Below are 26,496 nucleotides of genomic sequence, written 5' to 3' on the forward strand. Positions count from 1 at the left end.
AGGCTGGCGATGCAATATGTAGAAACAGATCGACAGATTTGCCCGACCAAATGACCTGAAACGCGTGACGGCAAGGAGCCTGCCAGCGTCCCGTTTTTATGATGGGAATCGTAACGGGGAAAGAAGCGTCCGTTCAGGCGCCCCCCACTCAGCGCAACCTCACCGTGAGCACACTATGGAACCTGGAAACGCCCAGCTATCGATGACCGTCCTGATGACTCCGGACAAAGCCAATTTTTCTGGCAACGTACACGGCGGTACCCTGCTCAAGTACCTCGATGAAGTCGCCTATGCCTGTGCCAGCCGCTACGCTGGCCGCTATGTGGTGACACTCTCGGTTGATCAAGTGATTTTCCGCGAGCCGGTGCATGTCGGCGAATTGGTGACGTTCCTGGCCTCGGTCAACTACACCGGCACCACCTCCATGGAGGTGGGCATCAAAGTGGTCACTGAGAACATCCGCGAACGCTCGGTGCGCCATAGCAACAGCTGTTTCTTCACCATGGTCGCCGTCGACGACGACCGCAAGCCCGTGCCTGTGCCGCCACGTCAGCCGGAAACCAGCGAAGAAAAGCGTCGTTTCCTGCAGGGTAAGCAGCGCCGCCTGATTCGCCAGGAGCTGGAAAAACGCTACCAGGAGCTCAAGGCCGACGCCCTTTAAAACGCCAGGCGCTGCGCCTCAAAACGCAGCCGTGGATGCACAATACGATCCTGGGCCCGCACCAGTTCCAGTTCATAACTGCCGCAGGCCTGGGTTTCCAGCAGTACTTCATGCACAGCTGCGGCACTGTATTCGAATGCCGCGACCCAACTGTCGCCCAACAGCAGCCGAGCCAGGAACAACCCGGCAGTGAGGTCGCCGACACCCACCGGCTGGCGCGGGAAGGCCAGCAGCGGGCGACGCAGGTGCCAATTGCCTTCAGCGGTCACCAACAGCATCTCAAAATCATTTGCTTGCCGGTCCGGATAGGCCAGGTGCTTGACCAATACCGCCTTCGGCCCACGGTTCAACAACGACCGTGCCATTGCAACGCAATCGTCGAGCGATTCAGCGCGACGACCGCAAAAGCTGTCCAGCTCAAGCTGATTCGGGCACAACACATCGGCCGCCGCCAGCGCCTCCTCTCGTAGAAAGTCGCTGACTTCTTCGGGCACGATGCAGCCTTTTTCTGCGTGCCCCATCACCGGATCGCACAGGTACAGCGCTGCCGGGTTGGCCGCCTTGATTTGCGCCACAACCGCGAGGATTGCACGCCCCTGGGCCGCACTGCCGAGGTAACCGGACAACACCGCATCGCAATTGCCAAGCTCACCGATCGTCGCGATTCCGTTCACCAGCGCAGGAATTTGCGCTGGCGCAAGCACTTCTCCAGTCCACTGGCCATACTGTGTGTGGTTAGAGAACTGCACGGTATTGAGTGGCCAGACGTTGACCCCCACACGCTGCATGGGGAACACCGCAGCGCTGTTGCCGGCGTGACCGAAGACCACATGAGACTGGATAGCAAGCAGGTGTGGCGTACGTTTCATGCAAGGCTTCCGATGCGTTGTAATAGAGACAAGGCATGCAGTATGGCGCTAAATACCACCTGTACGACAGCGCTGGGAGGCGGTTAAGCTGAGTACACCTCGTTGGAGCCTATGTAATGTTGACCCTCGAAAATCTATCCGTACTGATGCTGCTGGCTACCGTCGGTGCTTGGCTTTGGCATAACCACGGGCTGCGTGAAAAAGCGCTGGAAAGGGTCAAACAGCATTGCGCCAAGCTCGACCTGGAGTTGCTCGACGGCAACGTCGCGCTCAAACGTATCGCCTTTATCCGTGATGCCAATGGCAGGAAGCGCCTGGCCCGTGTGTATAACTTTGAGTTCACGGTAACCGGGGAGCAACGCCACCCCGGCACCATCACTCAATTTGGCGCCCACGCCATGCAAATCGAACTGGCGCCCTACCCGTTCGAGATCAAGCCAGTGCAACACCATGACAACGTGATTGAAATGAAACAGTGGCGCCAGGAGCACAACCGCTGGCACAACTGATCAACACAGGCATGCCGCCATGCCTTGTTGCAGCGCTTCAGCATCCTGGGGCTGAGCAAAGATCAGTTCGATACGTGAATCACGCCGCCAGTGGCTCGACTGCCAGACCAGGGGTTTACCTTCCAATGCGTTAGCAGACTGCCAACCTTCCGGGCTGTGGATAACCAGTTTGGCCCGGCGCCACACCAGCCCCGCAAGAAACCCCTCTATACGCTGCGCATCGAGCAACTGACTCGGGTGCCAGCGCCAGCCAATGCTCCAGCCGTCAGTTGATTGATGGTGCAGGCAGATCGGCTCGGATGGACTTGTCCACAGAGCGCCGAGTGGTGCGGTACCGTCAGGCAACGCAGAATTATCCACAGCCGGCTTATCCACAATTGCGGTGGACTGCTTCAGCAGCTCATCCAGAGGTAACCGACCTTGTTCCGCCCAATAGCACGGCACGGTGGGTAATCGGGAGGTTATACACACCCGTTTTTCACTATCCACAGCCTCGGCTTTGTTCAGCACCAACAACCCTGCCTCAACCAATGCGGCTTGCTGGCTGTCCGCTAGCGGCTGGCCGCCCGCCAACATCTGGGCATCCAGCACCATCACCAAGGGCTGCACATCCAGCACACCCTGCCATGGTGGCTGGCGCAGTTGCGCCAACAGCTGCGCCGGGTGACCAAGCCCTGAAGGTTCGATAAACAGCCGGTCTGGTCTGGATTTGCGCAACAACCGACCCAGGCCAACCTGAAACGGTGCGCCGTTCACACAACACAAGCACCCTCCAGCCACCTCGCCCATGGCAATGCCGTCATCTGCAGTGCTGAGCAGCGCCGCATCCAGGCCGATCTGACCGAACTCGTTTATCAACACCGCCCAGCGCTCAGTGGCCGGGCGATGAGCCATCAAGTGGCGAATCAGACTGGTCTTACCGGCCCCCAAGGGCCCGGCAATCACGTGGGTAGGTATGTTCTGCAGCATGGTCATCAACAGGCCTGGAAGATCGCACACTATGCGCTGGACTCAGGCCATCCAGTCAAGGCTAAGGATCAAACGGCGCTCACCGTTGGCCAGTGCTGGCGACCTGTGGATAAGCCCGCAGCCTTCATTACCCAACCACTTCTCCCCCTTCAGCAAGGCGACAGCACCACAGCCCAACTGACGAACCCGCGCCGGCTCGACCTCTGCCGGCAGCGGCTGGACGCGTTTATCCACAGCCTCTTCCAGCCATTCGCTGCCGGGCCCGGCATAGGTCGTGAGCAGCCGCAAGGGTACGTGATCGACATGCCAACGCGGGCACATGGCGTTGTCCAGTGCCGTAAGACGTACGCCAACCCGACGAGCATCAAGCAGGCAGGCATAGGCACCAACCAGCCAGGCCACATCGGCGACGAAGCCATCGTAGCCTGTCAGGTCGGCATAGCCTCTGGCCACCGCAGGCAATGCCGGAAGTTGCCCGTCGTCGTCCAATTCCAACGTGAACGACTCCGCCAATGGTTGGTTCAATGACAACAACAGGCTGGCAAAATCGGCGATATGCACAGGCAGTTGCCGCTCCCAAACGGCCAGATTGATCCCATCCTGCAAGGCTTCACCCAGGACCTGAGGTGATTCACCAAGTACCTGGCGCGGAACGTAACGAGGCGTTGGTGCCAACATCAGGCAGCGTCCTCTTCGTACCACGGACCAAAGGGGTCCGGCAGCTGACTCCAGGCGTCTTCGCCTAGCGCCATTTCAGCGTCACTCAGCAAGCAGGCCGCCAGCTCAGCTTCAAGCCTGGCAAAATCAATATGCTGGCCGATGAACACCAGTTCTTGCCGACAATCACCGCACGCGCTGTTCCAATGCTTGAGGATTGCCGCCTGACTGTCCTGATCCTGTGGCCAATGCTCGCGAGGCACAAAACGCCACCAACGACCGGCGAATCCGTGTCGAACCATGCCACCTGCCTGAGACCAGCTACCGGCATCACTCAGTTTACTGGCCAGCCAGAAAAAGCCCTTGGAGCGCAGCAGTCGCCCATTCGTCCAGGGGCTGTGGATAAAGTCGAAGAAGCGCTGCGGATGCAACGGACGCCGAGCCTGCCAGGCCCATGAGCAAATGCCATACTCCTGCGTTTCAGGCACATGCGTGCCACGCAGTTCCTGAAGCCAACCGGGCGCCTGTGCGGCCTTGTCGAAGTCGAACAAGCCGGTGTTGAGGATCCGCTCCAGCGGCACCTGTCCCATGACCATTGGAACAATCTGCGCGTGAGCGTTAAGGCTACGCAGGATCGCCATTAGTTCGTCACGGCTGTGGCTACCCACCAGATCGATCTTGCTGACCAGAATCACATCAGCGAACTCCACCTGCTCGATCAAGAGGTCACTGATCGAACGCTCATCCTCTTCGCCAAGGGTTTCGCCACGGCTCGCCAGGCTTTCCGCAGCCTGATAATCACTCAGGAAATTCAAACCATCGACTACCGTGACCATGGTATCGAGCCGCGCCTGGTCGGCCAGGCTGCGGCCTTGGTCATCCCGGAAGGTAAAGGTTTCAGCCACGGGGAGTGGTTCAGAAATACCGGTCGACTCAATCAGCAAGTAATCGAACCGACCTTCTCGAGCCAGTCGCCCGACTTCCTCGAGCAGGTCTTCGCGCAAGGTGCAGCAGATGCAACCGTTGCTCATCTCGACCAACTTCTCCTCGGCACGGTTCAAGCTGACATTACGTTGCACCTCACTGGCATCGATGTTGATTTCACTCATGTCGTTGACGATCACTGCCACCCGGAGGTTTTCGCGATTGCGCAGGACATGATTGAGCAGCGTGCTCTTGCCTGCGCCGAGAAAGCCAGAGAGCACAGTAACGGGAAGACGGTCGGGCATGGTGGGGTCCTCATCGGGGCAGCATTCGATAGATGCTTTATGGCATGTTATATTATAACGGTGCACTTATTCCAAGCACCTTCGCAAGCGCACGAACGCTAACCACCTCGAGGAAGTCTTGATGAATCAACCGTGGGCTTGGCTTGTTTGCCTCGCTGCACTTGCCCCGCACGCTCTCGCGCAGGCACTACCCAGCGACACGCTGGCGCACTGCACGCGCAGCGCAAACCTGCTGGCCTGCAAGGATCTCGAGGGCAATTACTACAGTGTGCAAACCAAAGGCAGCACCGTGTTTTTGCGAGGGTACGAGATAGAGGGCAAACGTCGCTGGGCACAAACCAGCGACCGCTACGGTCAACTGACCTTCTTCACCGGGCTGGCCAGTGACGGTGAAGCCTGGGTCGGCTACAGCCGTCGCGTCGGTTGGACCACGATCAACCGCGTATCCAGTTCCAACGGACAGCGCTTTGGCGTGCGCTGCAGTCGAGTAAGCGGTTGCCAGTAATCCCTGCAGTCTTGTAGAACACTGCATTGTTATAATATAACAATGTACTTTTCCGCCACGACGAACAACCCATGACTGCCCTGCCTCTTCCCGACATTGCCACTCAGGCACTACACCAGCCACTACCACTGAACTGGGTGGGCATGTGCGGCATTGCCTTGCCGGTGTCGTTCAACGCTCAACGGCTGCGCGCCAGTGCCGATGCCGGCGTCAGCCTGGATAACGGCGAATCACGCGGGATACACATGTCGCGCTTGTACCTGGCACTGGAAGCACTGGAACAAAAAGAACTTTGCCCAGCACTGATTCATCAGGTGCTTGAACACTTTCTGGAAAGCCACTGCGGTCTTTCTGACAGCGCTTACCTGCGCCTGCAATTTGAAGTCATGCTGAAACAGCCAGCATTGGTCAGCCCGCTGTCAGGCTGGAAGGCCTATCCCGTGGTGCTGACTGCACGCCTAGAACAAGAAGTGTTCCACGTGGAACTAAATGTGCACGTGACCTATTCCTCAACCTGCCCCTGTTCCGCAGCACTCGCAAGGCAACTGATTCAACAGCAATTTCTCGCCGATTTCGCTAACCGACCGCTCAGCCATGATGCGCTGCTCTCCTGGCTAGGCAGTGCCGCGGGCATCGTTGCCACGCCCCATAGCCAACGTAGCCTGGCAACGTTGCAGGTACGCTTAACGCAAGACGTTAGTGTGTTTCCCATCGTCGCACTGATTGATCATGCCGAAGGGGCACTGGGTACGGCGGTGCAGACCGCAGTGAAACGCGCCGATGAGCAAGCTTTCGCACTGGCCAACGGTCAGAACCTGATGTTCTGCGAAGATGCCGTGCGCCGTTTACACCTGGCCTTAAGGCGCCATGCCTGGATCGACGGGTTCAGCCTGCAGGTTGAACATGCCGAGAGCTTGCATGCTCACGATGCAGTCGCCCGCAGCCAGTGGCAGTGGTAATTCATTGGTAAGGGAGAGATAGCCATGATTCGCAAGAACCCCAGCGGTGATCTACCGGTGATCGCCGAATCCGCTTATGTCGATAAAACGGCAATCATCTGCGGCAAGGTGATCATCGCCGACAATGTGTTCGTTGGGCCCTATGCGGTCATTCGGGCTGATGAAGTGGACAGCAACGGCGCGATGGAGCCCATCACTATTGGCGCCAACTCCAACATTCAGGATGGTGTGGTGATCCACTCAAAGTCAGGGGCCGCGGTGACCATTGGCGAGTTCACCTCGATTGCTCACCGCTCCATCGTCCATGGCCCCTGCACCGTTGGCAATCGGGTGTTCATCGGCTTCAACAGCGTACTGTTCAACTGCACCGTCGGCGACGGCAGCGTGGTACGGCACAACTCGGTGGTCGATGGCTGCAACCTGCCGGCGCAATTTTATGTGCCCTCAACAACGCGAATGGGTGCCAGCACGGATCTCTCACAGTTTCCTCCTGTGAGCATCAGCGCCTCGGAATTCTCCGAAGACGTAGCCCGCACCAACGTTGACCTGGTGCGGGGCTACAAGGCGCTGCAGAACGAGTTCTAGGTGCGTGGCTTAACGGTGCCGCAGTTGCTGCCGAGCCAGACCGCACGGGTTTCCATGCTGCCCTGTTGCTGCGTTCCCGAAGCGTTGAAGGTGCCGTTGACCTTGGTCAGGAACTCACGGTCACTGAGGAACTGAGCCTGCCCGGCGCCTTGGGCTTTGGGGCAGCTAAAACGGAATTTCCAGACATTGCCGTTGCGCTCGGTGATTTCCTGGCGACAACCTGACTTGGGGTCTTGCAAGGGGATGTTATCGCTGTTGACCTGCTCCTGAGTCAGGCAGGAGCGCACGCCATTCCCCGCCACAGTGACACCTTGCTTGGCCAACACCTGCTCCATCATTGCACGCTGCTCGGGCGGCAGGTTTTTCAACTGGCCGAGCATGAACTGCATATCCGGCAGCGGCTTGCCATCAACCTGCATGTTGCTGGTGGTCAACTCCCACAGGCCTGGCTGCAACATCTGTGCATTCACCAACGGGCTCGCCAACCCGAAGACCAGCGCCAGTATTGGCAGACGAATCTTCATCTAGTCACTCCTCGAAACGCCGGCGTCGGGCCGGAACATGGTTTAGACGCTGATTTACGCTTTCGGTTGCAAGTACTGCCCGGAACATGCTCTGGTAGAGGCAGTGCCAGCGGACAGCAGGATGTGTATGGATTACCACAGCCCCTACTTCTTCGGTTACCTGATCGGCCTGATCCACTTGCTGGGTGTGGGTGCCGCACTCCACGCCGTGGTCAGCGTCCGTACTGCGCAGGGTGCGATCGCCTGGGCCCTGTCGCTGTTGTTCATACCCTACCTGACACTGATTCCTTACCTGGTGTTTGGCAGCCGAACCTTCGATGCGTACATCAAAGCACGACGTCAGGCCAACCGCGAGATGCACCTGGCCATCACTGACCTGAACTGGCGCCCGTGGGTGGAAGAAGCATTAGCTGCGCGAAGCTCCAGCTCCTACGCCGCCTTGCGCGCATTACCGAAACTCGGTCGCATGCCTTGCTTGGCGAACAATCAAATCAAACTGCTGATCGATGGGCAGGCCACCTTCAGCGCCATCCTTGATGCCATTGCCCAAGCCCGTAACACGGTGCTGGTGCAGTTTTTCATCATCCATGACGATGAACTGGGCCGGCGGCTGCAAACACTGCTACTGAAAAAAGCCGCCGAAGGCGTAAAGATCTATGTGCTTTACGACAGTGTCGGCAGCCACGGCCTGTCCTCGGCATACTGCCAGACGCTGCGTGAAGGCGGCGTTGAGATACGTGCCTTCAGCACCCGTCACGGCTGGTTCAATCGCTTCCAGGTCAACTTCCGCAACCACCGCAAGATCGTCGTCGTCGACGGCTTGCAAGGCTTCGTCGGTGGGCACAACGTTGGCGATGAGTACCTGGGAGGCAACCCCAAACTGTCGCCTTGGCGCGATACCCACGTACAGGTCAGCGGCCCAGTGCTGGCCTGCCTGCAGGAATCCTTTGCCGAAGACTGGTTCTGGGCCGCACGGCAATTGCCGCCATTGATACTGCCGGATGAGTACCCGGACGAGGGCGTACTGTGCCAAGTGCTGGCCAGCGGGCCAGCTGATCCTCAGGAGACCTGCTCACTGTTCTTCATCGAGGCGATTCATTCAGCGCGTGAGCGCCTATGGATAACCAGCCCGTACTTCATTCCCGATGAGGCGATCTTCGCCGCGCTACGACTGGCCGTTCTGCGTGGCGTCGATGTGCGTATCCTGTTGCCCTCACGTCCCGACCATCGGATCGTCTATGCCGCTTCCAGCCTGTTTGCCTTAGAGGCGGTACGCGCCGGGGTGCGGATCTTTCGCTACCAGCCCGGGTTCCTGCATCAGAAGGTTGTACTGATCGACGATGAAGTCAGTGCGATCGGCAGCGCGAACCTGGACAACCGCTCCTTCCGCCTGAACTTCGAGATCATGCTGCTGACCATCGACAGGACCTTTGCCGATCAGGTCGAAGCCATGCTCAAGCACGACTTCGAACAGGCTCGGGAAATCACTGCCGAGGACAGCCGCGACACCCATCGGCTGCAGTTGCTGGGCATGCGTATCGCCAGGCTGATCTCCCCCATCCTCTAGTGGCGAGGCATCGTCAGCGATAAAGATCCGCCCGGGTCCATGGCAGGGTATGACTGCCATCGGCCAGCGGCTTTACCGCCAGAATCTGGTGCAGGTTGATCCAGCCCTTGGCGAAGGCGTATGAACAACCGGCCAAGTACAATCGCCAGATTCTCAGCGCGCGTTCAGGCACCAGACGTTCGGCTTCATCAAGCTTCGCCTCCAGTCGATCACTCCAGAAGTGCAATGTCCGGGCATAGTGCAAACGCAGGCTTTCCACATCGACCACCTCTAGCCCGGCATCGCTGATGTAAGCACTGATCATCGACAGGTGCGGCAGCTCACCATGGGGGAACACATAGCGGTCAATGAACTCGCCTGCCCCCCGCCCGACTGGCCGACCATCAATATGTTTGGCGGTGATGCCGTGGTTCATCACCAGGCCACCTTCACGGACAGCGCCAAACAGGCGCTGGCAGTACAACGCCAGGTTGGCATGGCCAACATGCTCGAACATGCCAACACTCACCACCTTGTCGAAACGGCCATCCTGCGGCAGATCCCGGTAGTCGAGGATTTTTAGATCAACCTGCTGCTCCAGGCCTTCCGCCTTGACCCGTTCCCGACCCAGCTTGAGTTGCTCCTTGCTCAAGGTGATACCCATGACCTTGGCACCGAACTCGCGGGCGGCAAACCGCGCCAGGCCACCCCAACCACAACCGACATCCAGCAAGTAGTCACCGCGCTGCAGCCGTAGCTTGCGACACAAATGCTCGAGTTTGTCCTGCTGGGCTTGCTCAAGGGTTTCATTACCCGTCTTGAAGTAGGCGCAGGAGTAGACCATTTCCTGGTCGAGCCAGAGCTGATAGAAATCGTTGGACAGGTCGTAATGGTAGGAAATATCAGCCGCGTCAGTCGTCTTGTCATGCGCAGCACGCTGGGGTTGTGGCTCGTCATCATCCAGAAGCAGCGCTTGAGTCAGTTCGTCGCAAACCTGGATAACCTCGCCGATATTACCTTCCAGCTCCAGCCTGCCTTCGACAAATGCCGACCCCAGATCATCAAGGCTAGGACGGGTAAGCTGACTTATCAGCTGTGGGTCCTTCACCACAATGGTGACGTGTGGCCCAGGCCCCAGATCGAAGTGGAGACCATTCCAAAACTTCAGGCGAAGTGGCAGCCGTACGTTTTGCAGAGCCGCTGGAAGTTGCGCAAGCATGAAAAAACCTCCCGTTGTCTTAGAACGTCACGAGGAAAAGGGTAGTTCATCTGCGAGAACTTTCTGAATAAGTCCACACCACAGATTGTATACAATCCATCAATCACGGACTAATCTTGCGCCCATTGTCGATACCTCATCCTGGAGTACAGCAATGAAAAGCTACGATATCGTGATCATTGGCGGGGGGCCGGGTGGCTACAACGCTGCTATTCGGGCCGGGCAATTGGGCCTTAGCGTCGCCTGTGTGGAAGGTCGTTCAACCCTGGGCGGCACCTGCCTGAATGTCGGTTGCATGCCGTCAAAGGCGCTGTTGCATGCCTCTGAACTCTACGACGCCGCCAGCAATGGCGAACTGGCCACACTGGGTATCGAGGTGAAACCGACCTTGAACCTGGCCCAGATGATGAAGCAAAAAGATGACAGCGTTACCGGCCTGACCAAAGGAATCGAGTACCTGTTCCGCAAGAACAAGGTCGACTGGATCAAGGGCTGGGGTCGTCTCGACGGCGTCGGCAAGGTCAAGGTAACCGACGCGCAAGGGACCGTCAGCGAACTGCAGGCCAAGGACATTGTCATTGCCACCGGTTCCGAACCTACGCCGCTGCCAGGGGTGCCCCTTGATCACCAACGCATCATCGACTCCACCGGCGCCCTCTCCCTGGCCGAAGTGCCCAAGCACCTGGTCGTGATCGGAGCAGGTGTCATCGGCCTGGAGCTGGGCTCGGTATGGCGCCGCCTTGGCAGCCAGGTCACCGTCATCGAGTACCTGGACCGTATCTGCCCAGGCACTGATGAAGAGGCCGCGAAAACCCTGCAACGCTCACTGGCCAAGCAAGGCATGACCTTCAAGCTGGGCACCAAGGTGACCCAGGCCAGTGTCGTCGGGAACGGCGTGCAACTGACTCTGGAGCCTGCCGCTGGCGGTGCTGCCGAAACGCTGGAAGCCGACTATGTGCTGGTGGCCATCGGACGGCGCCCTTATACCCATGGCCTGGGGCTGGAGACCGTCGGCCTGGAAACCGACAAGCGCGGCATGCTCGCCAACGAGGGCCATCGCTCGACGATTCCGGGTATCTGGGTCATTGGCGACGTCACCTCGGGGCCGATGCTCGCGCACAAGGCCGAGGACGAAGCGATCGCCTGTATCGAGCGAATTGCCGGCAAGGCGCACGAGGTCAATTACGGCCTGATCCCAGGGGTTATCTACACCCGCCCGGAACTGGCCAGCGTCGGCAAGACCGAAGAACAACTCAAGGCCGAAGGCCGGGCCTACAAGGTTGGCAAGTTCCCGTTCACCGCCAACAGCCGGGCCAAGATCAACCATGAAACCGAAGGGTTCGCCAAAGTCCTGGCAGATGCCAACACTGACGAAGTCCTTGGCGTGCATCTGGTTGGCCCGAGCGTCAGCGAGATGATCGGTGAGTACTGCGTGGCCATGGAGTTCAGCGCCTCGGCCGAGGACATCGCCCTCACCTGCCACCCGCACCCGACCCGCTCCGAGGCTCTGCGCCAGGCGGCCATGAACGTCGAAGGCATGGCGATGCAGATCTGACCTCAGTCTGCCTGCACACCTGACCTGCGAACCTGCGGCGCGACCCGCCGCAGGTTCAGCAACAGATGAGCGAACAAGCCAAAGATCAGCCCCCAGAAAGCGGCCGACAGACCAAGAAACGACATCCCGGATGCCGTCACCAGAAAGGTGATCAGTGCAGCTTCGCGGTCAGCCGGCACACTCATCGCACCGGCAAGCGCACCACCAATGGCACCGAACAGCGCCAGCCCGGCCAGGGCTGCGATCAAAGCGGCCGGAAAGGCACTGAACAACGACACCAATGTCGCGCCGAACACGCCCAGCAACACATACAGTGCACCACCGCAAACACCCGCCCAGTAGCGCCGATGTGGATCATCATGTGATTCACGACCAGTGCAGATCGCCGCAGTAATCGCCGCCAGGTTAAGGCCATGGCAACCAAATGGCGCCAGCAACAGGCTGGTGAACGCACTGCTGCTGATGATCGGGCTGGCGGCTGTGGCATAACCGTCATTACGCAGCACGACAACCCCCGGTACAAACTGCCCGGTCAGTGCGACCATCACCAGCGGCAAGCTGATACTCAGCACCGCGTTCCAACTGAACTCCGGCAGGGTCAAGACGGGTGTCGCAAGGCCAATGACCAGCTCCGAACTTTTCAACTCGCCATTGGCCAGAGACAGGCTCACCCCGCAAATCAGTACCGCCAGTACGGCATAGCGCGGGGCCAGGCGCTTGAACAGCAGGTAGGTGACAAACATCGCCAAGACCAGCACGGGCTGCGCTTTCACCGACAGGAACAGACCCGTACCGAAACTGAACAGGATGCCGGCCAACATGGCCGCCGAAATGGCTGACGGCAGCTTGCTGACGATCCGATCAAACGCCCCGGACACGCCCACGCCAAGGATGATCAGGTTGGCGACGATGTAGGCGCCTACCGCCTCGGCAAAGGCAATGTTGGGCAGCAGCGCCACCAGCAACGCCGAGCCAGGCGCCGACCAGGCGATTACGACAGGAACTTTGTAGCGCAGGCTGAGGACCACCCCGAGCAGACCACTGCCAATGGAAATGGCCCAGACCCAGGAAGACAATTCGGCCGCCGACAACTGTGCGCTGTGGGCGGCCTGAAAGACGATCACCAGTGGCCCGGCATAAGAGATCATTGTGGCGATCAGGCCGGCCACCAGGGCGGACACAGAAAAGTCGCGGAACAGAGGCTTCATCGGACCACCATGGGCTTGTGCTTGTCTTAACGCAGAACGCCGGCAAAGCCGACGCCTGCATCAATGGTTCATATCATTGATACAGGCGTCGGCTAGGCCGGCGACAAACCGAGTGCGTTACTCAGGCATCCTGCAAGGCACGCGGACGATTGCTGCGCAGTTCAAAGGCTGGCTGCGGCGCGGCCTGCAACTGGAAGTCAAAGTCCATCTCGGCAAAGCGTCCTTCGACACCCCGGGCATCGGCAGCCGCAGCATCTTCGACGAAGCGCAGTTCACCGACCAGCCCATCGCGGGTGGCGTAGGCGAAATCATCCCACAGGTATTGATCACCGGACAGGTTGATCTGGGTGGTCAGGTGACGGTGACCCGGTGCAGAGATAAAGAAGTGCACATGCGCTGGGCGATTGCCATGGCGGCCCAGTTGGTCAAGCAGCTCCTGGGTTGGACCGTCCGCTGGGCAGCCATAGCCCGACGGCACGATGCTGCGCGCACGGTAACGGCCTTCTGCATCGGTGATGATGCGACGACGCAGGTTGTAGTCCGACTGGGTGCTGTCGAAGTAGGAGTACGTCCCCTGGGTGTTGGCGTGCCACAAGTCGACCACCGCGCCGGCTACCGGTTGGCCGTGCTCATCCAGTACCCGCCCTTGCAGGAACATCACGGTGCCAGCATCAAGACCATCGTCCATCCGCACTTCACCTTCGGCCAATGGCGCACCGGCTACGTACAGCGGGCCTTCAATGGTTCGCGGCGTTCCGCCGGACAAACCTGCGGCTTCATCCTGGGCATCCAGTTGCAGGTCCAGGTAGTGCTCCAGGCCAAGACCGGCCACCAGCAAACCGGCTTCCTGACGTGCGCCCAGGCGATTGAGGTAATCCACTGCTTTCCAGAACTCATCCGGCGTCACCTGCAGGTCTTCGATGACCCGGGCAACGTCATTGATGATGCGATTGACCAGGGTCTTCAGGCGTGGATTGCCTTCCTGATTAAGCAAGCCGCTGGCTTCTTCGAAGAATTTTTGCACATCGGCAGTGTGAGCGATCTTCACGGTCATGATTGGCTACCTCGAATTGTTGTTATCAGTAATCAGCGATCAACGGTCATCGGAATGGATCGACGAGGGATGCCGGCACAGGCCGTCAATCTCGATGTCCATGTAGGGGAACAGCGGCAGTTGCATCAGGGTGTCGTGCAGCGCTTCGACGCTGGGCAGGTCAAAGACGCTGTAGTTGGCGTAATGCCCGGCAATGCGCCACAGGTGGCGCCAGATACCCTCGTGCTGCAGACGTTGGGCCAGCGCCTTTTCGTCAGCCTTGAGCCGGGCCGCTTGGGCCGGGTCCATGTCGAGGGGCAATTTCACGGTCATTTTCACGTGGAACAACATGTGGGCTCTCCTATTCAGCGGCGGCTGAAGAACGCCAGGCGCTCTTCATCCAGGGTCAGGCCCAGGCCTGGGGTGCGCGGGACGTGCAAGGCGAAATCGCGGTACACCGGTGCCTCGACGACGATCTCTTCAGTCAGCAGCAGCGGGCCGAACAGTTCGGTGTGCCAGGTGAGCGCGTTCAAGGTGACGAAGGCATGCGCCGAGGCCAGGGTGCCGATAGAACCTTCGAGCATGGTTCCGCCATACAGGGCGATCCCGGCGGCTTCGGCGATCTGGGCGGTGCGCAACACCGCACGCGGGCCACCGTTCTTGGCAATTTTCAAGGCGAAGATGCTGGCGGCACCGTCGGCGGCCAGGCTGAAGGCGTCCTCGACACTCTCGATGGACTCGTCGGCCATGATCGGTGCCGGGCTGCGCTGGTTCAGGCGTATCTGACCGGCACGGTTGATGCGCGAGATCGGCTGCTCGATCAGGTCGATGCCGTTGTCACCCAACACCTGACAGGCGCGAATCGCCTGAGACTCGTCCCAGTACTGATTGACATCGACCCGCACGCTGGCGCGGTCGCCCAAGGCGTGCTTGATCGCGATGACGTGGCGCAGGTCATGGGCCACTTCATTGGCGCCGATCTTCAACTTGAAAATACGGTGGCGACGCTGATCGAGCATCTGCTCGGCTTCTGCGATATCGCGGGCAGTGTCGCCGCTGGCCAAGGTCCAGGCGACTTCCAGGCTGTCACGCACTCGCCCGCCCAACAGCTCGCTGACCGGCAGCCCCAGGCGTTTGCCTTGGGCATCGAGCAAGGCACTTTCAATGCCCGACTTGGCGAAGGTATTGCCCTTGATCACCTTGTCCAAGCGCTGCATGGCACTGTTGATGTTGCTGGCATCGAGGCCAATCAGCATCGGCGCAAAGTAGCTGTCGATGTTCTGCTTGATGCTTTCCGGGCTTTCATTGCCATACGCCAGACCACCGATGGTGGTGGCCTCGCCCAGACCTTCGATGCCGTCAGTGCAGCGCAGACGAATGATCACCAGGGTCTGCTGCTGCATGGTGTGCATGGCCAGCTTGTGCGGGCGGATGGTCGGCAGGTCGACGATGGTTGTCGAGATGCTCTCGATCAGGGGGTAACTCATCAGGATTCTCCAGGGGGGCTCAACCGAGGTCGCCGCCACCGACCGGCAGCACCGTGCCGGTGATGTAAGAGGCCTCGTCGGAGGCGAGAAAAAGAATCGCGCCGACCTGTTCGTCGAGGCTGCCGTAGCGTTTCATCAAGGTGCTATCCAAGGTCTGGTCGACGATCTGCTGGTACCAGTCCTGTTCCTGCGCGCTTTGCTCGGCACTGTTGCGCGGCACGCGACGGGGCGGTGCTTGCGTGCCGCCCGGCGCCGTGGCATTGACCCGCACACCACGCTCGGCAGTCTCGAAGGCCAGGCACGCGGTCAATGCATTGACCCCGCCCTTGGCCGCGCCGTAAGGCACGCGGTTGATGCTGCGCGTGGCAATCGAGGAGACGTTGACGATGGCCCCCTGGCCCTGCTCAAGCATGTACGGCAGCGCGGCGTGGCAGCACCAAAGGGTCGGGAACAGCGAACGACGCACTTCGGCCTCGATCTGGTCGGCCTGGTAATGCTCGAAAGGCTTGGCCCAGATGGTCCCGCCGACGTTGTTGATCAGCACGTCGAGCCGACCGAAGCGCTCCACCGCTGCCTCCATCACACGCTGGCACTCGCTGTGCTGCTCCAGGTCAGCGGTGAGGGTCAATACACCTTCGGCCTGCAGCTCATGCACCAGCTCCGAACGGTCAACCGCGACCAGTACGGCACCCTCTTCCAGAAGGCGCTCGGAAAGACGCCGACCGATACCCTGCGCCGCACCCGTAACCAGCGCGACCTTGTTGTCGAATCTGTTGCCCATGACAACCTCGAATAAAAAAGAGCCGCCCGTACCCGCACGATGCGAACGGCTCCAAAAAAGGATCAGGCCGCGGACGCAGCGAATTTCTCGTAGTAGAAGTTCGCCGGGGTGATGCCCTGCTCGCGGATGTACTGGCTGACTGCCTCGACCATGGGCGGCGGGCCGCACAGGTAGACATCGACATCACCGTCATTGAGGTGGCGCGGCTCGATGTGCTGGGTGACATAGCCCTTGAGAGGGTGCTGGCTGTCGGGGTTGGCCACACAGGCGCTGAAGGTGAAATTGGGAATGCGCGCGGCAAAGGCTTGCAGACGATCCAGTTCAACCAGGTCGAAGTCGTTCGTGACCCCGTAGATCAGGTGCAGCGGATGCGCACTGCCCTCTTCAGCGATTTTCTCGAGCATCGCGGTGAACGGTGCCAACCCGGTACCGCCAGCCAGCAACAGCAGCGGACGACGGATCTCGCGCAGGTAGAAACTGCCCAACGGGCCGGCCAGGGTCATGCTGTCACCGGCCTTGGCCAGGCCAGTGAGGAAGCTGCTCATCAGCCCACCCGGCACGTTGCGGATCAGAAAGCTGACTTCGCCATCCTTCTGCAATGAGCTGAAGGAATAGGCGCGGGTCTGCTCGCTGCCCGGTACGCCAAGGTTGACGTACTGGCCCGGCAGAAATGCCAGGCGGCTCAACGCCTCACCCTTGATCGACAGCGCAATGGTGCTATCGGAGAGCTGGCGCACGTCACTGATGCTGGCCTGGTAGCTTGCCTGTTCGGTCTTGCACACCTGTGACGAGGCCGGTACGCGGATCACACAGTCGCTTTCGGCGCGCATCTGACAAGTCAGCACGTAGCCCTGGGCCACTTCTTCCTCGCTCAGGGCGTCTTCGATGTATTCCTGGCCCAGGTCGTAACGACCGGCCTCGGCAAAGCACTTGCAGGTTCCGCAAGCGCCATCACGGCAGTCCAGCGGGATGTTGATACCCTGGCGGTAGGCCGCATCGGCCACGGTTTCGCCGCCAGCGGCGTCGATGAAGCGGGTGACCCCGTCTTCGAAATTCAAGGCGATCTTGTGCATGGCGCACCTCGTGGATCAGGTTGTTGCTCGAAAACCGGGTCAGATGTGGTAGATGTCGATGACCTGGCGTACGTAGTCGTTCTTCAACACCACTTTCTTGGCCTTGATCAGCGGGCGATCGCCACGCACATCAAGGGTGTAGAAGCTGGTGCCGAAGTAACTGTCCACGGTCTTGTAGCGGAAGCTCAGGGTGTGCCAGTTGAAGCGCAGGTGGCACAGCCCATCGCTCTGCTCAAGCAGTTCGAGGTTGCTGATGTTGTGCGAGGTGCGGGTGTCGGGCATGGTCGCACTGGAGCGTTCGGTCTTGATCCGGAACACCCGGTCTTCCAGACCGCCACGGTTGCCGTACCAGATCAGCGAGATTTCCCGCTGCGGGTCCTCGGTAAGCTGGTCGTTGTCGTCCCATGCCGGCATCCAGAACGTGGCATCGCTGGCATAACATTCCAGCCATTGATCCCACTGGCTGTCGTCCAGATAGCGGGCTTCCTGATAAAGGAAGTCGCGTACGGCTTCGTAGGAAATGCTCATTGCACGGCCTCCACAGGGATCAACTGCTGCTCGGCTTCAAGGGCCTTGAGCATGGTTTCCTGCCAGTACTTGTGCTGCAGTACAAACAGGCCCTCATCCTCGGTACGCACACCGCTGAGGTGTGGATGCAGGTCGATTTCCTGGGCCGCGGCGTCGGCGCCTTCAACCCAATGCGTAGCCCCGCGGGACATGTCATTCCAGCCACGGTTGCCCTGGTAACCCATCTGACAGGAGCGGAATTCTTCCAGGTCATCCGGTGTCGCCATGCCGCTGACGTTGAAGAAGTCTTCGTACTGACGAATACGCAAGGCACGGGCCTCGGCGCTTTCACCCTTGGGCGCGATGCAGTAGATGGTGATCTCGGTCTTGTCCACGGCAATCGGCCGGGCAATACGGATCTGCGAGCTGAACTGATCCATCAGGTAAACGTTGGGGTACAGGCACAGGTTGCGCGAGTTTTCGATCATCCAGTCGGCACGGGCCTGACCGAAATCGCGAGCCAGTTCATCACGACGCTCGAACAACGGACGGTCTTCCGGGTTGGCCCAGCGCGTCCAGAGCAGCAGGTGGCCCTTGTCAAAGGAGTAGAAACCACCGCCATTCTTGGCCCAGCCACCGGCACTCATGGTCTTGACCTCTTCACCCGCTTCGCGCTGCTTGCGCTGGTTCTGGGTGGCGGCGTAGTTCCAGTGCACGGCACTGACGTGATAGCCGTCGGCGCCGTTCTCGGCGGTCAGCTTCCAGTTGCCTTCGTAGATGTAGGTGGAAGAACCACGCAGCACTTCAAGGCCGTCCGGTGACTGGTCGACGATCATGTCGATGATCTTGGCCGACTCGCCGAGGTGCTCGACCAGAGGCAGTACATCCGGGTTCAGGCTACCAAACAGAAAGCCGCGGTAAGACTCGAAACGCGCAACCTTGGTCAGGTCATGGGAGCCTTCGCAATTGAAGCTCTGCGGGTAACCGGCATCGACCGGATCCTTGACCTTGAGCAGTTTGCCGGAGTTGTTGAAGGTCCAACCGTGGAACGGGCAGGTATAGGAAGAGCGGTTGCCACTCTTGTGCCGGCAGAGCATCGCACCGCGGTGGCTGCAGGCATTCAGGAAGGCGTTGAGTACCCCATCCTTGTTGCGCGCGATGAAGATCGGCTGGCGCCCCATGGTGGTACTCAGGAAGTCGTTCTTCTCGGGAATCTGGCTTTCGTGGGCCAGGTAGATCCAGTTGCCCTCGAAGATGTGTTTCATTTCCAGTTCGAACAGACGGGGGTCGGTGAACATCTCGCGCTTGCAGCGGTAGATGCCCTTCTCCTGATCTTCTTCAAGCAGGGAATTAAGGTATTCGAATCCCAGGGACATGGCCGGGGCCTCCGTTGTTATTGTTCAGGCCATGTCAGGGTAGGGAGCGCAGGCTCAGGTAAATATCCGCTTTGTGCAGACCTTTATCCGTTTTCTGCAAACACGTCAGGGGCGACGCTTGAGGGTATCGGAGGGCAGCTCGCCAAACAGCGCTTTGTAACTTTCCGAGAATCGGCCCAGGTGAACAAAGCCGTATTCCAGGGCCAGTTCGGTGATGTTGCGCACGCTGCAATCCGGGTCGCTGAGGTTGCGACGAATGCGTTCAAGCTTCTTCTGCCGAATGTAGTGCTTCGGGGTGGTACCGGCATTGCGTTCGAACAACCCATAGAGCGAACGCAGGCTCATGCTCGCCTGCTGCGCCAGTTGCTCAATGCCGATGTCTTGCTTGAGATTGCGCTCAATGTACTCGGCAATACGCTCAAAGGTGACGGCCTGGCTGCCCAGGCTCTCGCGGCTGACGTTGGTCTGCATCAGCGTCAGCAGCTTGCTGGCAACGATCTGGCTGTAGTGTTCCTGAACACGCTGCAGCGAATCAAAGGCCTCGGCCTCATGACAGACCATCGTCAACAGCCCGGCAAAACCTTCCAGCGCCAGCAGTTGGTAATGGCTGTGGATAAACCGGACGCCTTCACTGGGGCGCTGCCAGCGCTGCTCATCACAGACCGCATCGAGCAGGCGAGCCGGCAGCTTGAGGATGAACTTCTCGCAGTCGGCGGAATACGCCAGGTCCACCGGTTCATCCGGATTGATCAACAACAGCTCACCCGGACCGAGCAGGCGCTCGGCCCGACCCCGGCGCCACATACAGTGCCCCCGCAAGAGAATCTGCAGATGAAAAACACTTTCCAGGGCATGAGAGAGCACCCTCACCTCGCCACCATAGCTGATCCGACACAGGTCCAGGCTGGCAAACTTTCGGTGATCGAGGCTGGCCTCCGGGAGGCCATTGCGCGGTAGTCGAATATGATGCTGACCGACGTGCTGGTTAACGTAGGTCGACACGGCATAGGGGTCGGCACGCTCAAAAACCCGGCTGCGATGACTAAGCAGGGGACTATCCATACCAGGGTACTCGTTGTTTTTGTCTGCTCAGTCTATGTGATCCTCAGGGGTTGTGGATAAACGTGAGATGGGTGGTCCCCTGTGGGAACCCACCCTGCCAGCCCTTACAACAAGATCCAGGTGTAACTCAGGATCAAGCGATTCTCATCGATGTCAGAACGGTAGTTCGAGCGCGCCATGGCATTGCGCACGCGGATTCCCAAGCCTTTCAAGACTCCGCCCTGTACCGCGTAGCCAAGATCGAAATCGCGCTCATGCTCCCGGCCCTCATACCCCAAACCGGTGTTGACGTTATCGCCTTTGAGGTAGCGTGCGGTTGCTGTCAGCCCAGGAATGCCCATGGCAACGAAGTCATAGTCGTAACGCACCTGCCACGAACGTTCGTCGGTGTAGGCGAACTCATAGGTCGGCACTTCGTTGCCCAATGGCGAAATGTTCGGGAACACACGGGGGAAGGCATCATCACCATAGATTGCCTGGTAGCCCACCGTGAAGGTATGCCCGGAACGTTTGGCTGAGAGCAACGAGTAAAACGCCTGGTTGTCGATATCCCCCAGCTTGCTGGCTCCTTGCTCACGGGCAGAGAAGTAGCCGAGGTTGGCGCCGAGCGTCCAATCGCCCAACGGCTGGTTGTGTTTGAAACCGACAAACCCTTGTTGGTAGATATCCTCCAACTGTCCGTACCAAAGGCTGACGGTGCTGCGATTGCCGTTGAAACTGTAGTCGCCCCCGGCAAAATTGAACGCATCGCTATCGGCTTTACGCTGGGGAACATGGCCGAGCACTGCAATCATTTTCTCGTCACCGGCCTCGTTGCGCAGGCTGGTGGAGCTCAAGTGCCCGGCTTGTAGCGTCAGGCCCTCAAGTTCTGAAGATGTGATACTTGCCCCCTGATAGGTCGGCGGCAGCAGCCTTGAGTCGTTGTACTGGAGAATAGGCAGGTTGGTTTGCAATTCGCCGACCTTCAACTCAGTCTTCGAGTAACGCAGCTTGAGGGTGCCGCCGACCCGGCTGTACTCATCAGCGGCGCGACCATCGCCCTGCACCGGCAATAGCCCGGTACCCGTACGATCAGGGCTACTGTCGAGTTTGAACCCCACCACGCCGATGGCATCGACACCCACACCGATCAGGCCAGGGGTATAGCCGGACTTGAAGTTGAAGATAAAGCCCTGCCCCCACTCCTCGGCCTTGGACTGCTTGTTGGCGCCGACGATGTCGGAGAAATCGCGGCTGAAGTAGTAGTTGCGGGCCTGCAACGTAGCGCTCGAACCGCTGACAAAGCCGGGCTCAGCGGCGTTGGCACCAACACACAAGGCAAGGGTGGACAGCAACCAGGAATGACGGAGGTTGTTCATGGGTAACGTGCTCTTTTTATTGTTGTTTTAACCGGTGCTACGCGGAGCTTTGATGGCCGGCATAGCCGGCCGCTTGGTGCTCAGGCCTTGGCAGGCAACGACGCCTGGCTGGCAAACGGCGAGCGGCTGGCGAACACCATCATCGCCAAGGCGGCGACGGCACCCGGTACCGCGAACGCCAGGAAGTTGAGCGGCAAAGGCAACTGGACACCCAGCAATGCGCCCCCCAACAGCGGCCCGACGATGGCCCCACTGCGACCAACGCCCGAGGCCCAACCCAGGCCCGTCGAGCGGATGCCCATCGGGTAGTACTGTGCAACACAGGCATAGGCAAGAATCTGCGTGCCGATGGTGGTCGCACCGGCAATCGCGATCAGCAGGTAAAGCACCGGTGTCGGGCTTTTGAAGCCCAACAGGCTGATGGACAGGGCCGCCACCGCAAAGAACACCACCAACACCTTGTCCAGCTTGAAGCGGTCGCCAATCCAGCCACCACCCACGGCGCCAAAGATCGCGCCGAAGTTCAGTACCAGCAGAAACGCCAGGCTGGAACCCAAGCCATAACCTGCGTTGTTCATCAATTTCGGCAGCCAGGAATTGAGGGCATAGACCATCAGCAGGCAGCAGAAGAACGCCACCCAGAGCATCAGCGTGTTCAGCGCCCGACCTTCGTGGAACAGTTGCGGTACCGCCGCACCCGGCGCCTTGCCTGCGGCGGCTTCAAGCCGATCGCCCGCTTGCGGCTGATAGCTCGGCTCAACCCGCTGCAACAGTTGCTGAGCCTGCTCTACCCGGCCCTGACGTACCAGAAAACCGAGGGACTCCGGCAAAAAGCGCAAGATCAACGGCAGCGTCAGCAGCGGAATGACCGCCACATAGAACACCGACTGCCAACCAAAGGCCGGCAACAGCACAATGCCCAGCCCGGCAGACAGCATGCCGCCCACCGAGTAACCACTGAACATGATCGCGACCAGGGTGCTGCGAATTTTCTTCGGTGCGTATTCGTTCATCAGCGCCACCACGTTGGGCATGACGCCGCCGATTCCTAAACCGGCGATAAACCGGCAGAGACCGAACTCCGTAGGGTTACGGGCGAAACCGTTGAGTACCGTAAAGCCACTGAACAGGATCACGCAGAGGGTGATTGCCTTCTTGCGACCGATGCGGTCCGACAACGGGCCAAACACCAGTGCACCGAACATCATGCCAAACAGCGCATAGCTACCCAGGGCACCCGCCTGCAGCGGGGTCATGCCCCACTCCTGCATCAATGCCGGCAGCACCACGCCATAAATGACCAGGTCGTAACCGTCGAAGATGATGATCAGCGCACACCAGAACAGCACGCGCCAGTGAAAGGAATTGAACTTCGCCTGATCGATCAGGGCATTGATATCGACTGCTCGCATGGTGCGCGTCTCTTTTGTTGTTGTTATCGAAACCCGAAGGCGCAATACCCACTCGGCGCTGGGGCCTGGCGGTGTTCGCACACTCAGGTTAGGGAGACGTCGAGCATGGCAATAGCCATTTCCTGCGAATCGCTATCCAGATAGCGCAGGGGCTGACCAGGTGTCAGCGGTGGCGTTTGAAGGTCACCGAGGGCAGTTCGCCAAAGCGCTGGCGATAACTCTCGGCAAAGCGCCCCAAGTGCAGAAAACCGTAGTCCAGGGCGATTTCCGTCACGTTGCGTACGCTGCTGGCCGGATCCTGCAAGACCGCATGGATACGCTCCAGTTTGCGCTGGCGCACATACCCCTTCGGCGACAGGCCTGCATGGCGCTCAAACAGTGAATACAGCGTTCGCTCACTGACCCGCGCCACGTTCATCAACTGCACGATACTGATGTCTTGATTCAGGTTGGCGTCGATGTACTCCACCAACTGCTCAAAGGAATGAGCCTGAACCTGCGGCTCTCCCCGTTGAATGTTGTTGTCCAGCAGGGTCAGCAGCTTGCTGGCGACAATACGGCCGTAGTGTTCCTGAACCTGCAACAGCGAATGGTCGGACTCGGCCTCAGCGCAGACCAACCCGAGCAAACCGATGAAACCATCCAGCGGTTGGGTCTTGTGACGGGCCGATGTGAAGCGAATGCCGCCCTCAGGCACCTGCCAGCGCTGTTCCAGGCAGGTCTGTTCAAGCAGGCTGGCCGGCAGCTTGAGGATGAATTTCTCGCAGTCGGCCGAATAGGTCAGGTCTACCGGGTCATCGGGGTTGATCAACAGCAACTCGCCTGGAACGTAAGGGTGCTCGTTGCCACGGCAAGCCGAAAGACAATGGCCCTTGAGGAGGATCTGCAAGTGATACAGGCTGCCCAGCGCAGGTGAAGTAACCCGCGCCTTGCCGCCATAGCTCAGGCGACACAAGTCGAGGCTGGCGAACTTGCGATGGTTGATACTGGCCTGCAGGTCGCCAGTTCTGGGCAGGCGCAAGCAATGGCCGCCGACATGCTGATTGACGTAGTCGGAGACCACATAAGGGTCGGCGCGCTCGAATACACGGCTGCGCTCGCTCAGCAGGTGGCTGCTCATAGGCTGGCCTCGTTTTATTATTATGATGTCGATATCCACAGGGTCTGGTTATCCACAGGCGACCAGCTTGCGTTAGTCAATGTGGGCAGTCCAATATCCGTTAAGTGGGTAACCATACCTTGGAGGTATCATGGAACTGCGCCATTTGCGTTATTTCCGCGTGCTGGCGCAGACCCTGAATTTCACCCGCGCCGCCGAACAGTTGCACATTGCCCAGCCGCCGCTGAGTCGACAGATCCGCCAACTGGAGGAAACCCTTGGCGTAGAGCTGCTGGAGCGAAGCCGTCCGCTGCGCCTGACCGAAGCCGGGCGCTTCTTCCATGAACAGAGCGCCGCCCTGCTCGACCAGCTTGAACAAGTCGCCGAAGCCACCCGACGCATTGCCAACAGTGAGCGCCAGTGGTTGCGGATCGGTTTCGCACCTTCGACCTTGTACGACCTGCTACCGGAGTTGATCCGCCGACTGCGTCGTTCCGAGGATCTGGAGCTGGGCCTGCAGGAGATGATTACCCTGCAACAGGTCGAGGCCCTGAAGGCCGGGCGCATCGATATCGGCTTCGGTCGTATCCGCATCAATGACCCGGCCATTGAACAGCATGTGTTGCGCGAAGACCCGTTGGTTGCCGCCTTGCCTTGCGGGCATCCCTTACTGGGGCAGCCGCTGGACCTGGCGCTGTTGGCCCGCGAACCCTTTGTGCTCTACCCCGCCACGCCACGGCCAAGTTACGCCGACCACATCATGGCGCTGTTCGCCAACCATGGCCTCAGCGTCAGGGTAGTGCAATGGACCAATGAACTGCAGACTGCCCTCGGGCTGGTGGCGGCCGGGCTGGGGATAACCCTGGTACCCGCGTCGGTACAAACCCAGCACCGCGCAGACATCGTCTACGCACCACTGACCGAGACCTCGGCGGTTTCACCCATCATTCTCAGCCGCCGGGCTGGGGATAACTCACCCCTGCTCAAGCACTGCCTGGCTCTGATTGAACAGATGCAGGCTGTGGATAACAACGCCTGAGGCGCCAGTGCAGGGCAACCTTGCAGATGCCAAGGGCTAAGGGAAAACTGTTAGTTGAAATTTAAACTATAAAAATCAACAACTTACAAAATCTGTACTGCACTTCTGAATAGGCCTTTAGTTGCGTATCACTCTCAACTAATACTGTTCTAATTGACCTGAATCAATACAGCATCACCGTCAGGTGATGGTGTTGATTAATATCGCGTCGCTTGCCTGTTGCCTTCAACAAAACCAGTACTTAAGTACATGAAAACCCGTTGAAAATGTAAGCGCACGGGCGCTCGCGCAATAGTAAGATAGGCAAATAACTATCCCGCATCCTCTCGTTCGTGCCCTGTGTTATCCCATCGCTGGAAACGATCGTTAATAAACTGATTTATCAGCAAGGCACTATTGGCCGAATGAACAGTACTTCGGCTGACGCACTGTGCACCGCGGCTCATGTTCTAGATTGCACGATTTAACTACATTGTAAGGAGCGTTTCGTGAAGTTCACTATTACCCGCCTGATGATCAGCAGCGCAACAGCACTGATCCTTGTGGCGCTGGGGCTGTCATTCTGGATTTCTCATCAGGTCAACCGCCTGGATGATCTCAGCCGACAGTTGGAAAACCTCAGTAGTGCCCAGCAAGAGGTAGAAGAACTTCGTTACCACACGGCGCAAATTCAGCAGTTCTACACCGACGCAAGCTTGACCGGCGAAAACGAGGCAGCCGCCACCGCCCATCGGCACTTTCAGCGGATGCAGGAGAAGCTGAACGAACTCAAACAGGCAATTCCAGCATTCCGCCTCGAACTGGAGGCGATGAACGCCCCGGCAGAACGGCTCGACAATGTGGGCCTGCGCATGTTCCAGGCCTACACCGGCCCCGGCAAGGAGGCTGGCGACAAGGTGATGGAAGACTTCGACCAGCGTTCGGCAGAAGTGATTCGTGCGTTCGCCGGGCTACGTGACCCGCTGTCGGCCAAGTACAAGACAACCCTCAGCGAAACCAGCGAAGTGCGTGAGTCCCTGAAGGTCAATACGCTCGTGGCCTGGGGCATAGCGTTGCTGTTGATCCTTGGCACCCTTTGGCTGATCAGCCGCCGCGTCCTGCCCCCCCTCAACCGGATGTCCAGTTCGTTACGCGATTTGAACACCGGTAATGGTGACCTCAGCCGTACGCTGCGCCAGGACAACGATGATGAGATCGGTGAAGTGGTTGCGGGCTTCAATCAGTTCGTTGCCGGCCTCAGGGGGCAAATTGCGACGGTAGCCCAAGTAGGTTGC

The 26,496-nt window shown here is 59.2% G+C and carries 26 protein-coding genes and 1 pseudogene; 9 read left to right on the forward strand and 18 right to left on the reverse strand.

Annotated elements, in window-relative coordinates; all coding sequences use genetic code 11:
* Positions 1 to 175 precede the first annotated feature (175 nt).
* Positions 176 to 661, forward strand: a complete 486-nt coding sequence (locus CS390_RS24415) for an acyl-CoA thioesterase (protein WP_065758088.1) — start codon at positions 176 to 178, stop codon at positions 659 to 661.
* Here the strand turns inward: CS390_RS24415 and pdxY are convergent.
* Positions 658 to 1,530 carry a pyridoxal kinase PdxY gene (gene pdxY, locus CS390_RS24420; RefSeq protein WP_099776413.1) on the reverse strand — a complete coding sequence of 291 codons (873 nt, stop codon included), beginning with the start codon at positions 1,528 to 1,530 and terminating at the stop codon, positions 658 to 660. The two genes, CS390_RS24415 and pdxY, sit on opposite strands and share 4 nt — an antisense overlap.
* 116 nt (positions 1,531 to 1,646) lie before the next feature.
* On the opposite strand from pdxY, the gene CS390_RS24425 reads away from it, so the two are divergent.
* A complete protein-coding gene (locus CS390_RS24425) occupies positions 1,647 to 2,039 on the forward strand; it encodes a DUF3301 domain-containing protein (RefSeq protein WP_065758086.1) in 393 nt (130 codons plus the stop codon).
* Here the strand turns inward: CS390_RS24425 and CS390_RS24430 are convergent, their stop codons facing one another.
* From CS390_RS24430 to zigA, 3 genes are read right to left on the reverse strand one after another with little or no spacing between them, the layout of a single operon-like run.
* Entirely contained in the window at positions 2,040 to 3,008 is a 969-nt protein-coding gene (locus tag CS390_RS24430) for a GTP-binding protein (RefSeq protein ID WP_099776810.1), read from the reverse strand. It abuts the gene before it with no gap.
* A 42-nt stretch (positions 3,009 to 3,050) separates the two neighbouring features.
* The gene (locus tag CS390_RS24435) at positions 3,051 to 3,686 is read right to left on the reverse strand and encodes a DUF1826 domain-containing protein (protein ID WP_065758085.1); all 636 of its coding nucleotides are present in this window, start codon (positions 3,684 to 3,686) and stop codon (positions 3,051 to 3,053) included.
* Positions 3,686 to 4,894, reverse strand: a complete 1,209-nt coding sequence (zigA, locus tag CS390_RS24440) for a zinc metallochaperone GTPase ZigA (protein ID WP_099776415.1) — start codon at positions 4,892 to 4,894, stop codon at positions 3,686 to 3,688. The genes CS390_RS24435 and zigA overlap by 1 nt, the downstream gene beginning before the upstream one ends.
* A gap of 121 nt (positions 4,895 to 5,015) precedes the next feature.
* Between zigA and CS390_RS24445 the strand changes: the two genes are divergently transcribed.
* From CS390_RS24445 to CS390_RS24455, 3 genes are all read left to right on the forward strand, one after another.
* Complete coding sequence (locus CS390_RS24445) at positions 5,016 to 5,399, forward strand: glutamine synthetase (protein ID WP_065758083.1); 384 nt, start codon at positions 5,016 to 5,018, stop codon at positions 5,397 to 5,399.
* Positions 5,400 to 5,470: 71 nt separating this feature from the next.
* Positions 5,471 to 6,358 (forward strand): GTP cyclohydrolase FolE2, encoded by an 888-nt coding sequence (gene folE2 / locus CS390_RS24450; RefSeq protein WP_065758082.1) that lies wholly within the window; start codon positions 5,471 to 5,473, stop codon positions 6,356 to 6,358.
* A gap of 24 nt (positions 6,359 to 6,382) precedes the next feature.
* Positions 6,383 to 6,943, forward strand: a complete 561-nt coding sequence (locus CS390_RS24455) for a carbonate dehydratase (protein WP_065758081.1) — start codon at positions 6,383 to 6,385, stop codon at positions 6,941 to 6,943.
* On the opposite strand, the gene CS390_RS24460 is transcribed toward CS390_RS24455, so the two are convergent.
* Positions 6,940 to 7,467, reverse strand: a complete 528-nt coding sequence (locus CS390_RS24460) for a DUF3617 domain-containing protein (protein ID WP_099776417.1) — start codon at positions 7,465 to 7,467, stop codon at positions 6,940 to 6,942. The two genes, CS390_RS24455 and CS390_RS24460, sit on opposite strands and share 4 nt — an antisense overlap.
* Positions 7,468 to 7,594: 127 nt before the next feature.
* On the opposite strand from CS390_RS24460, the gene cls reads away from it, so the two are divergent.
* A complete protein-coding gene (gene cls / locus CS390_RS24465) occupies positions 7,595 to 9,034 on the forward strand; it encodes a cardiolipin synthase (RefSeq protein ID WP_099776419.1) in 1,440 nt (479 codons plus the stop codon).
* Between the two features lie 13 nt (positions 9,035 to 9,047).
* Here the strand turns inward: cls and cfaB are convergent, their stop codons facing one another.
* Complete coding sequence (gene cfaB, locus CS390_RS24470) at positions 9,048 to 10,232, reverse strand: C17 cyclopropane fatty acid synthase CfaB (RefSeq protein ID WP_099776421.1); 1,185 nt, start codon at positions 10,230 to 10,232, stop codon at positions 9,048 to 9,050.
* Positions 10,233 to 10,386: 154 nt separating this feature from the next.
* On the opposite strand from cfaB, the gene lpdA reads away from it, so the two are divergent.
* Entirely contained in the window at positions 10,387 to 11,787 is a 1,401-nt protein-coding gene (gene lpdA, locus CS390_RS24475; RefSeq protein WP_099776423.1) for a dihydrolipoyl dehydrogenase, read from the forward strand.
* A 2-nt stretch (positions 11,788 to 11,789) separates the two neighbouring features.
* On the opposite strand, the gene CS390_RS24480 is transcribed toward lpdA, so the two are convergent.
* From CS390_RS24480 to CS390_RS24535, 12 genes are all read right to left on the reverse strand, one after another.
* Positions 11,790 to 12,995 (reverse strand): benzoate/H(+) symporter BenE family transporter, encoded by a 1,206-nt coding sequence (locus CS390_RS24480; RefSeq protein ID WP_099776425.1) that lies wholly within the window; start codon positions 12,993 to 12,995, stop codon positions 11,790 to 11,792.
* 121 nt (positions 12,996 to 13,116) lie between these two features.
* The gene (catA, locus tag CS390_RS24485) at positions 13,117 to 14,049 is read right to left on the reverse strand and encodes a catechol 1,2-dioxygenase (protein WP_065759593.1); all 933 of its coding nucleotides are present in this window, start codon (positions 14,047 to 14,049) and stop codon (positions 13,117 to 13,119) included.
* 39 nt (positions 14,050 to 14,088) lie between these two features.
* Entirely contained in the window at positions 14,089 to 14,379 is a 291-nt protein-coding gene (catC, locus tag CS390_RS24490) for a muconolactone Delta-isomerase (RefSeq protein WP_065759592.1), read from the reverse strand.
* Positions 14,380 to 14,393: 14 nt separating this feature from the next.
* The gene (locus CS390_RS24495; protein ID WP_065759591.1) at positions 14,394 to 15,515 is read right to left on the reverse strand and encodes a muconate cycloisomerase family protein; all 1,122 of its coding nucleotides are present in this window, start codon (positions 15,513 to 15,515) and stop codon (positions 14,394 to 14,396) included.
* A gap of 19 nt (positions 15,516 to 15,534) precedes the next feature.
* Positions 15,535 to 16,296: a 1,6-dihydroxycyclohexa-2,4-diene-1-carboxylate dehydrogenase gene (locus CS390_RS24500; protein ID WP_099776427.1), complete on the reverse strand. Its 762-nt coding sequence runs from the start codon at positions 16,294 to 16,296 to the stop codon at positions 15,535 to 15,537.
* Between the two features lie 62 nt (positions 16,297 to 16,358).
* The gene (gene benC / locus CS390_RS24505; protein WP_065759589.1) at positions 16,359 to 17,369 is read right to left on the reverse strand and encodes a benzoate 1,2-dioxygenase electron transfer component BenC; all 1,011 of its coding nucleotides are present in this window, start codon (positions 17,367 to 17,369) and stop codon (positions 16,359 to 16,361) included.
* A gap of 39 nt (positions 17,370 to 17,408) precedes the next feature.
* Positions 17,409 to 17,897 carry a benzoate 1,2-dioxygenase small subunit gene (benB, locus tag CS390_RS24510; RefSeq protein ID WP_065759588.1) on the reverse strand — a complete coding sequence of 163 codons (489 nt, stop codon included), beginning with the start codon at positions 17,895 to 17,897 and terminating at the stop codon, positions 17,409 to 17,411.
* Positions 17,894 to 19,252: a benzoate 1,2-dioxygenase large subunit gene (gene benA / locus CS390_RS24515; protein ID WP_065759587.1), complete on the reverse strand. Its 1,359-nt coding sequence runs from the start codon at positions 19,250 to 19,252 to the stop codon at positions 17,894 to 17,896. Before benA ends, benB begins: the two co-directional genes overlap by 4 nt.
* A 105-nt stretch (positions 19,253 to 19,357) precedes the next feature.
* Positions 19,358 to 20,314, reverse strand: coding sequence for an AraC family transcriptional regulator (locus tag CS390_RS24520; RefSeq protein WP_065759586.1), 957 nt, complete (start codon positions 20,312 to 20,314; stop codon positions 19,358 to 19,360).
* A gap of 104 nt (positions 20,315 to 20,418) precedes the next feature.
* On the reverse strand, positions 20,419 to 21,672 hold the full coding sequence (locus CS390_RS24525) for an OprD family porin (protein ID WP_099776429.1): 1,254 nt from the start codon (positions 21,670 to 21,672) through the stop codon (positions 20,419 to 20,421).
* Between the two features lie 80 nt (positions 21,673 to 21,752).
* On the reverse strand, positions 21,753 to 23,084 hold the full coding sequence (locus CS390_RS24530; protein WP_099776431.1) for an MFS transporter: 1,332 nt from the start codon (positions 23,082 to 23,084) through the stop codon (positions 21,753 to 21,755).
* Between the two features lie 163 nt (positions 23,085 to 23,247).
* Positions 23,248 to 24,204, reverse strand: coding sequence for an AraC family transcriptional regulator (locus tag CS390_RS24535; protein ID WP_099776433.1), 957 nt, complete (start codon positions 24,202 to 24,204; stop codon positions 23,248 to 23,250).
* A 130-nt stretch (positions 24,205 to 24,334) separates the two neighbouring features.
* On the opposite strand from CS390_RS24535, the gene CS390_RS24540 reads away from it, so the two are divergent.
* Entirely contained in the window at positions 24,335 to 25,222 is an 888-nt protein-coding gene (locus CS390_RS24540) for a LysR family transcriptional regulator (RefSeq protein ID WP_099776435.1), read from the forward strand.
* Between the two features lie 899 nt (positions 25,223 to 26,121).
* A pseudogene (locus tag CS390_RS25795) lies at positions 26,122 to 26,451 on the forward strand (HAMP domain-containing protein); the annotation flags it as partial.
* Positions 26,452 to 26,496: the final 45 nt, after the last annotated feature.

This window comes from Pseudomonas sp. HLS-6, from assembly GCF_002753995.1.
Classification (GTDB): domain Bacteria; phylum Pseudomonadota; class Gammaproteobacteria; order Pseudomonadales; family Pseudomonadaceae; genus Aquipseudomonas; species Aquipseudomonas defluvii.

Excerpts from the sequence above, each read along its gene's own strand:
- CS390_RS24415 (WP_065758088.1), top strand. The coding sequence starts at position 176 with ATGGAACCTGGAAACGCCCAGCTATCGATGACCGTCCTGATGACTCCG.
- pdxY (WP_099776413.1), bottom strand. The coding sequence starts at position 1,530 with ATGAAACGTACGCCACACCTGCTTGCTATCCAGTCTCATGTGGTCTTC.
- CS390_RS24425 (WP_065758086.1), top strand. The coding sequence starts at position 1,647 with ATGTTGACCCTCGAAAATCTATCCGTACTGATGCTGCTGGCTACCGTC.
- CS390_RS24430 (WP_099776810.1), bottom strand. The coding sequence starts at position 3,008 with ATGCTGCAGAACATACCTACCCACGTGATTGCCGGGCCCTTGGGGGCC.
- CS390_RS24435 (WP_065758085.1), bottom strand. The coding sequence starts at position 3,686 with ATGTTGGCACCAACGCCTCGTTACGTTCCGCGCCAGGTACTTGGTGAA.
- zigA (WP_099776415.1), bottom strand. The coding sequence starts at position 4,894 with ATGCCCGACCGTCTTCCCGTTACTGTGCTCTCTGGCTTTCTCGGCGCA.
- CS390_RS24445 (WP_065758083.1), top strand. The coding sequence starts at position 5,016 with ATGAATCAACCGTGGGCTTGGCTTGTTTGCCTCGCTGCACTTGCCCCG.
- folE2 (WP_065758082.1), top strand. The coding sequence starts at position 5,471 with ATGACTGCCCTGCCTCTTCCCGACATTGCCACTCAGGCACTACACCAG.
- CS390_RS24455 (WP_065758081.1), top strand. The coding sequence starts at position 6,383 with ATGATTCGCAAGAACCCCAGCGGTGATCTACCGGTGATCGCCGAATCC.
- CS390_RS24460 (WP_099776417.1), bottom strand. The coding sequence starts at position 7,467 with ATGAAGATTCGTCTGCCAATACTGGCGCTGGTCTTCGGGTTGGCGAGC.
- cls (WP_099776419.1), top strand. The coding sequence starts at position 7,595 with ATGGATTACCACAGCCCCTACTTCTTCGGTTACCTGATCGGCCTGATC.
- cfaB (WP_099776421.1), bottom strand. The coding sequence starts at position 10,232 with ATGCTTGCGCAACTTCCAGCGGCTCTGCAAAACGTACGGCTGCCACTT.
- lpdA (WP_099776423.1), top strand. The coding sequence starts at position 10,387 with ATGAAAAGCTACGATATCGTGATCATTGGCGGGGGGCCGGGTGGCTAC.
- CS390_RS24480 (WP_099776425.1), bottom strand. The coding sequence starts at position 12,995 with ATGAAGCCTCTGTTCCGCGACTTTTCTGTGTCCGCCCTGGTGGCCGGC.
- catA (WP_065759593.1), bottom strand. The coding sequence starts at position 14,049 with ATGACCGTGAAGATCGCTCACACTGCCGATGTGCAAAAATTCTTCGAA.
- catC (WP_065759592.1), bottom strand. The coding sequence starts at position 14,379 with ATGTTGTTCCACGTGAAAATGACCGTGAAATTGCCCCTCGACATGGAC.
- CS390_RS24495 (WP_065759591.1), bottom strand. The coding sequence starts at position 15,515 with ATGAGTTACCCCCTGATCGAGAGCATCTCGACAACCATCGTCGACCTG.
- CS390_RS24500 (WP_099776427.1), bottom strand. The coding sequence starts at position 16,296 with ATGGGCAACAGATTCGACAACAAGGTCGCGCTGGTTACGGGTGCGGCG.
- benC (WP_065759589.1), bottom strand. The coding sequence starts at position 17,369 with ATGCACAAGATCGCCTTGAATTTCGAAGACGGGGTCACCCGCTTCATC.
- benB (WP_065759588.1), bottom strand. The coding sequence starts at position 17,897 with ATGAGCATTTCCTACGAAGCCGTACGCGACTTCCTTTATCAGGAAGCC.
- benA (WP_065759587.1), bottom strand. The coding sequence starts at position 19,252 with ATGTCCCTGGGATTCGAATACCTTAATTCCCTGCTTGAAGAAGATCAG.
- CS390_RS24520 (WP_065759586.1), bottom strand. The coding sequence starts at position 20,314 with ATGGATAGTCCCCTGCTTAGTCATCGCAGCCGGGTTTTTGAGCGTGCC.
- CS390_RS24525 (WP_099776429.1), bottom strand. The coding sequence starts at position 21,672 with ATGAACAACCTCCGTCATTCCTGGTTGCTGTCCACCCTTGCCTTGTGT.
- CS390_RS24530 (WP_099776431.1), bottom strand. The coding sequence starts at position 23,084 with ATGCGAGCAGTCGATATCAATGCCCTGATCGATCAGGCGAAGTTCAAT.
- CS390_RS24535 (WP_099776433.1), bottom strand. The coding sequence starts at position 24,204 with ATGAGCAGCCACCTGCTGAGCGAGCGCAGCCGTGTATTCGAGCGCGCC.
- CS390_RS24540 (WP_099776435.1), top strand. The coding sequence starts at position 24,335 with ATGGAACTGCGCCATTTGCGTTATTTCCGCGTGCTGGCGCAGACCCTG.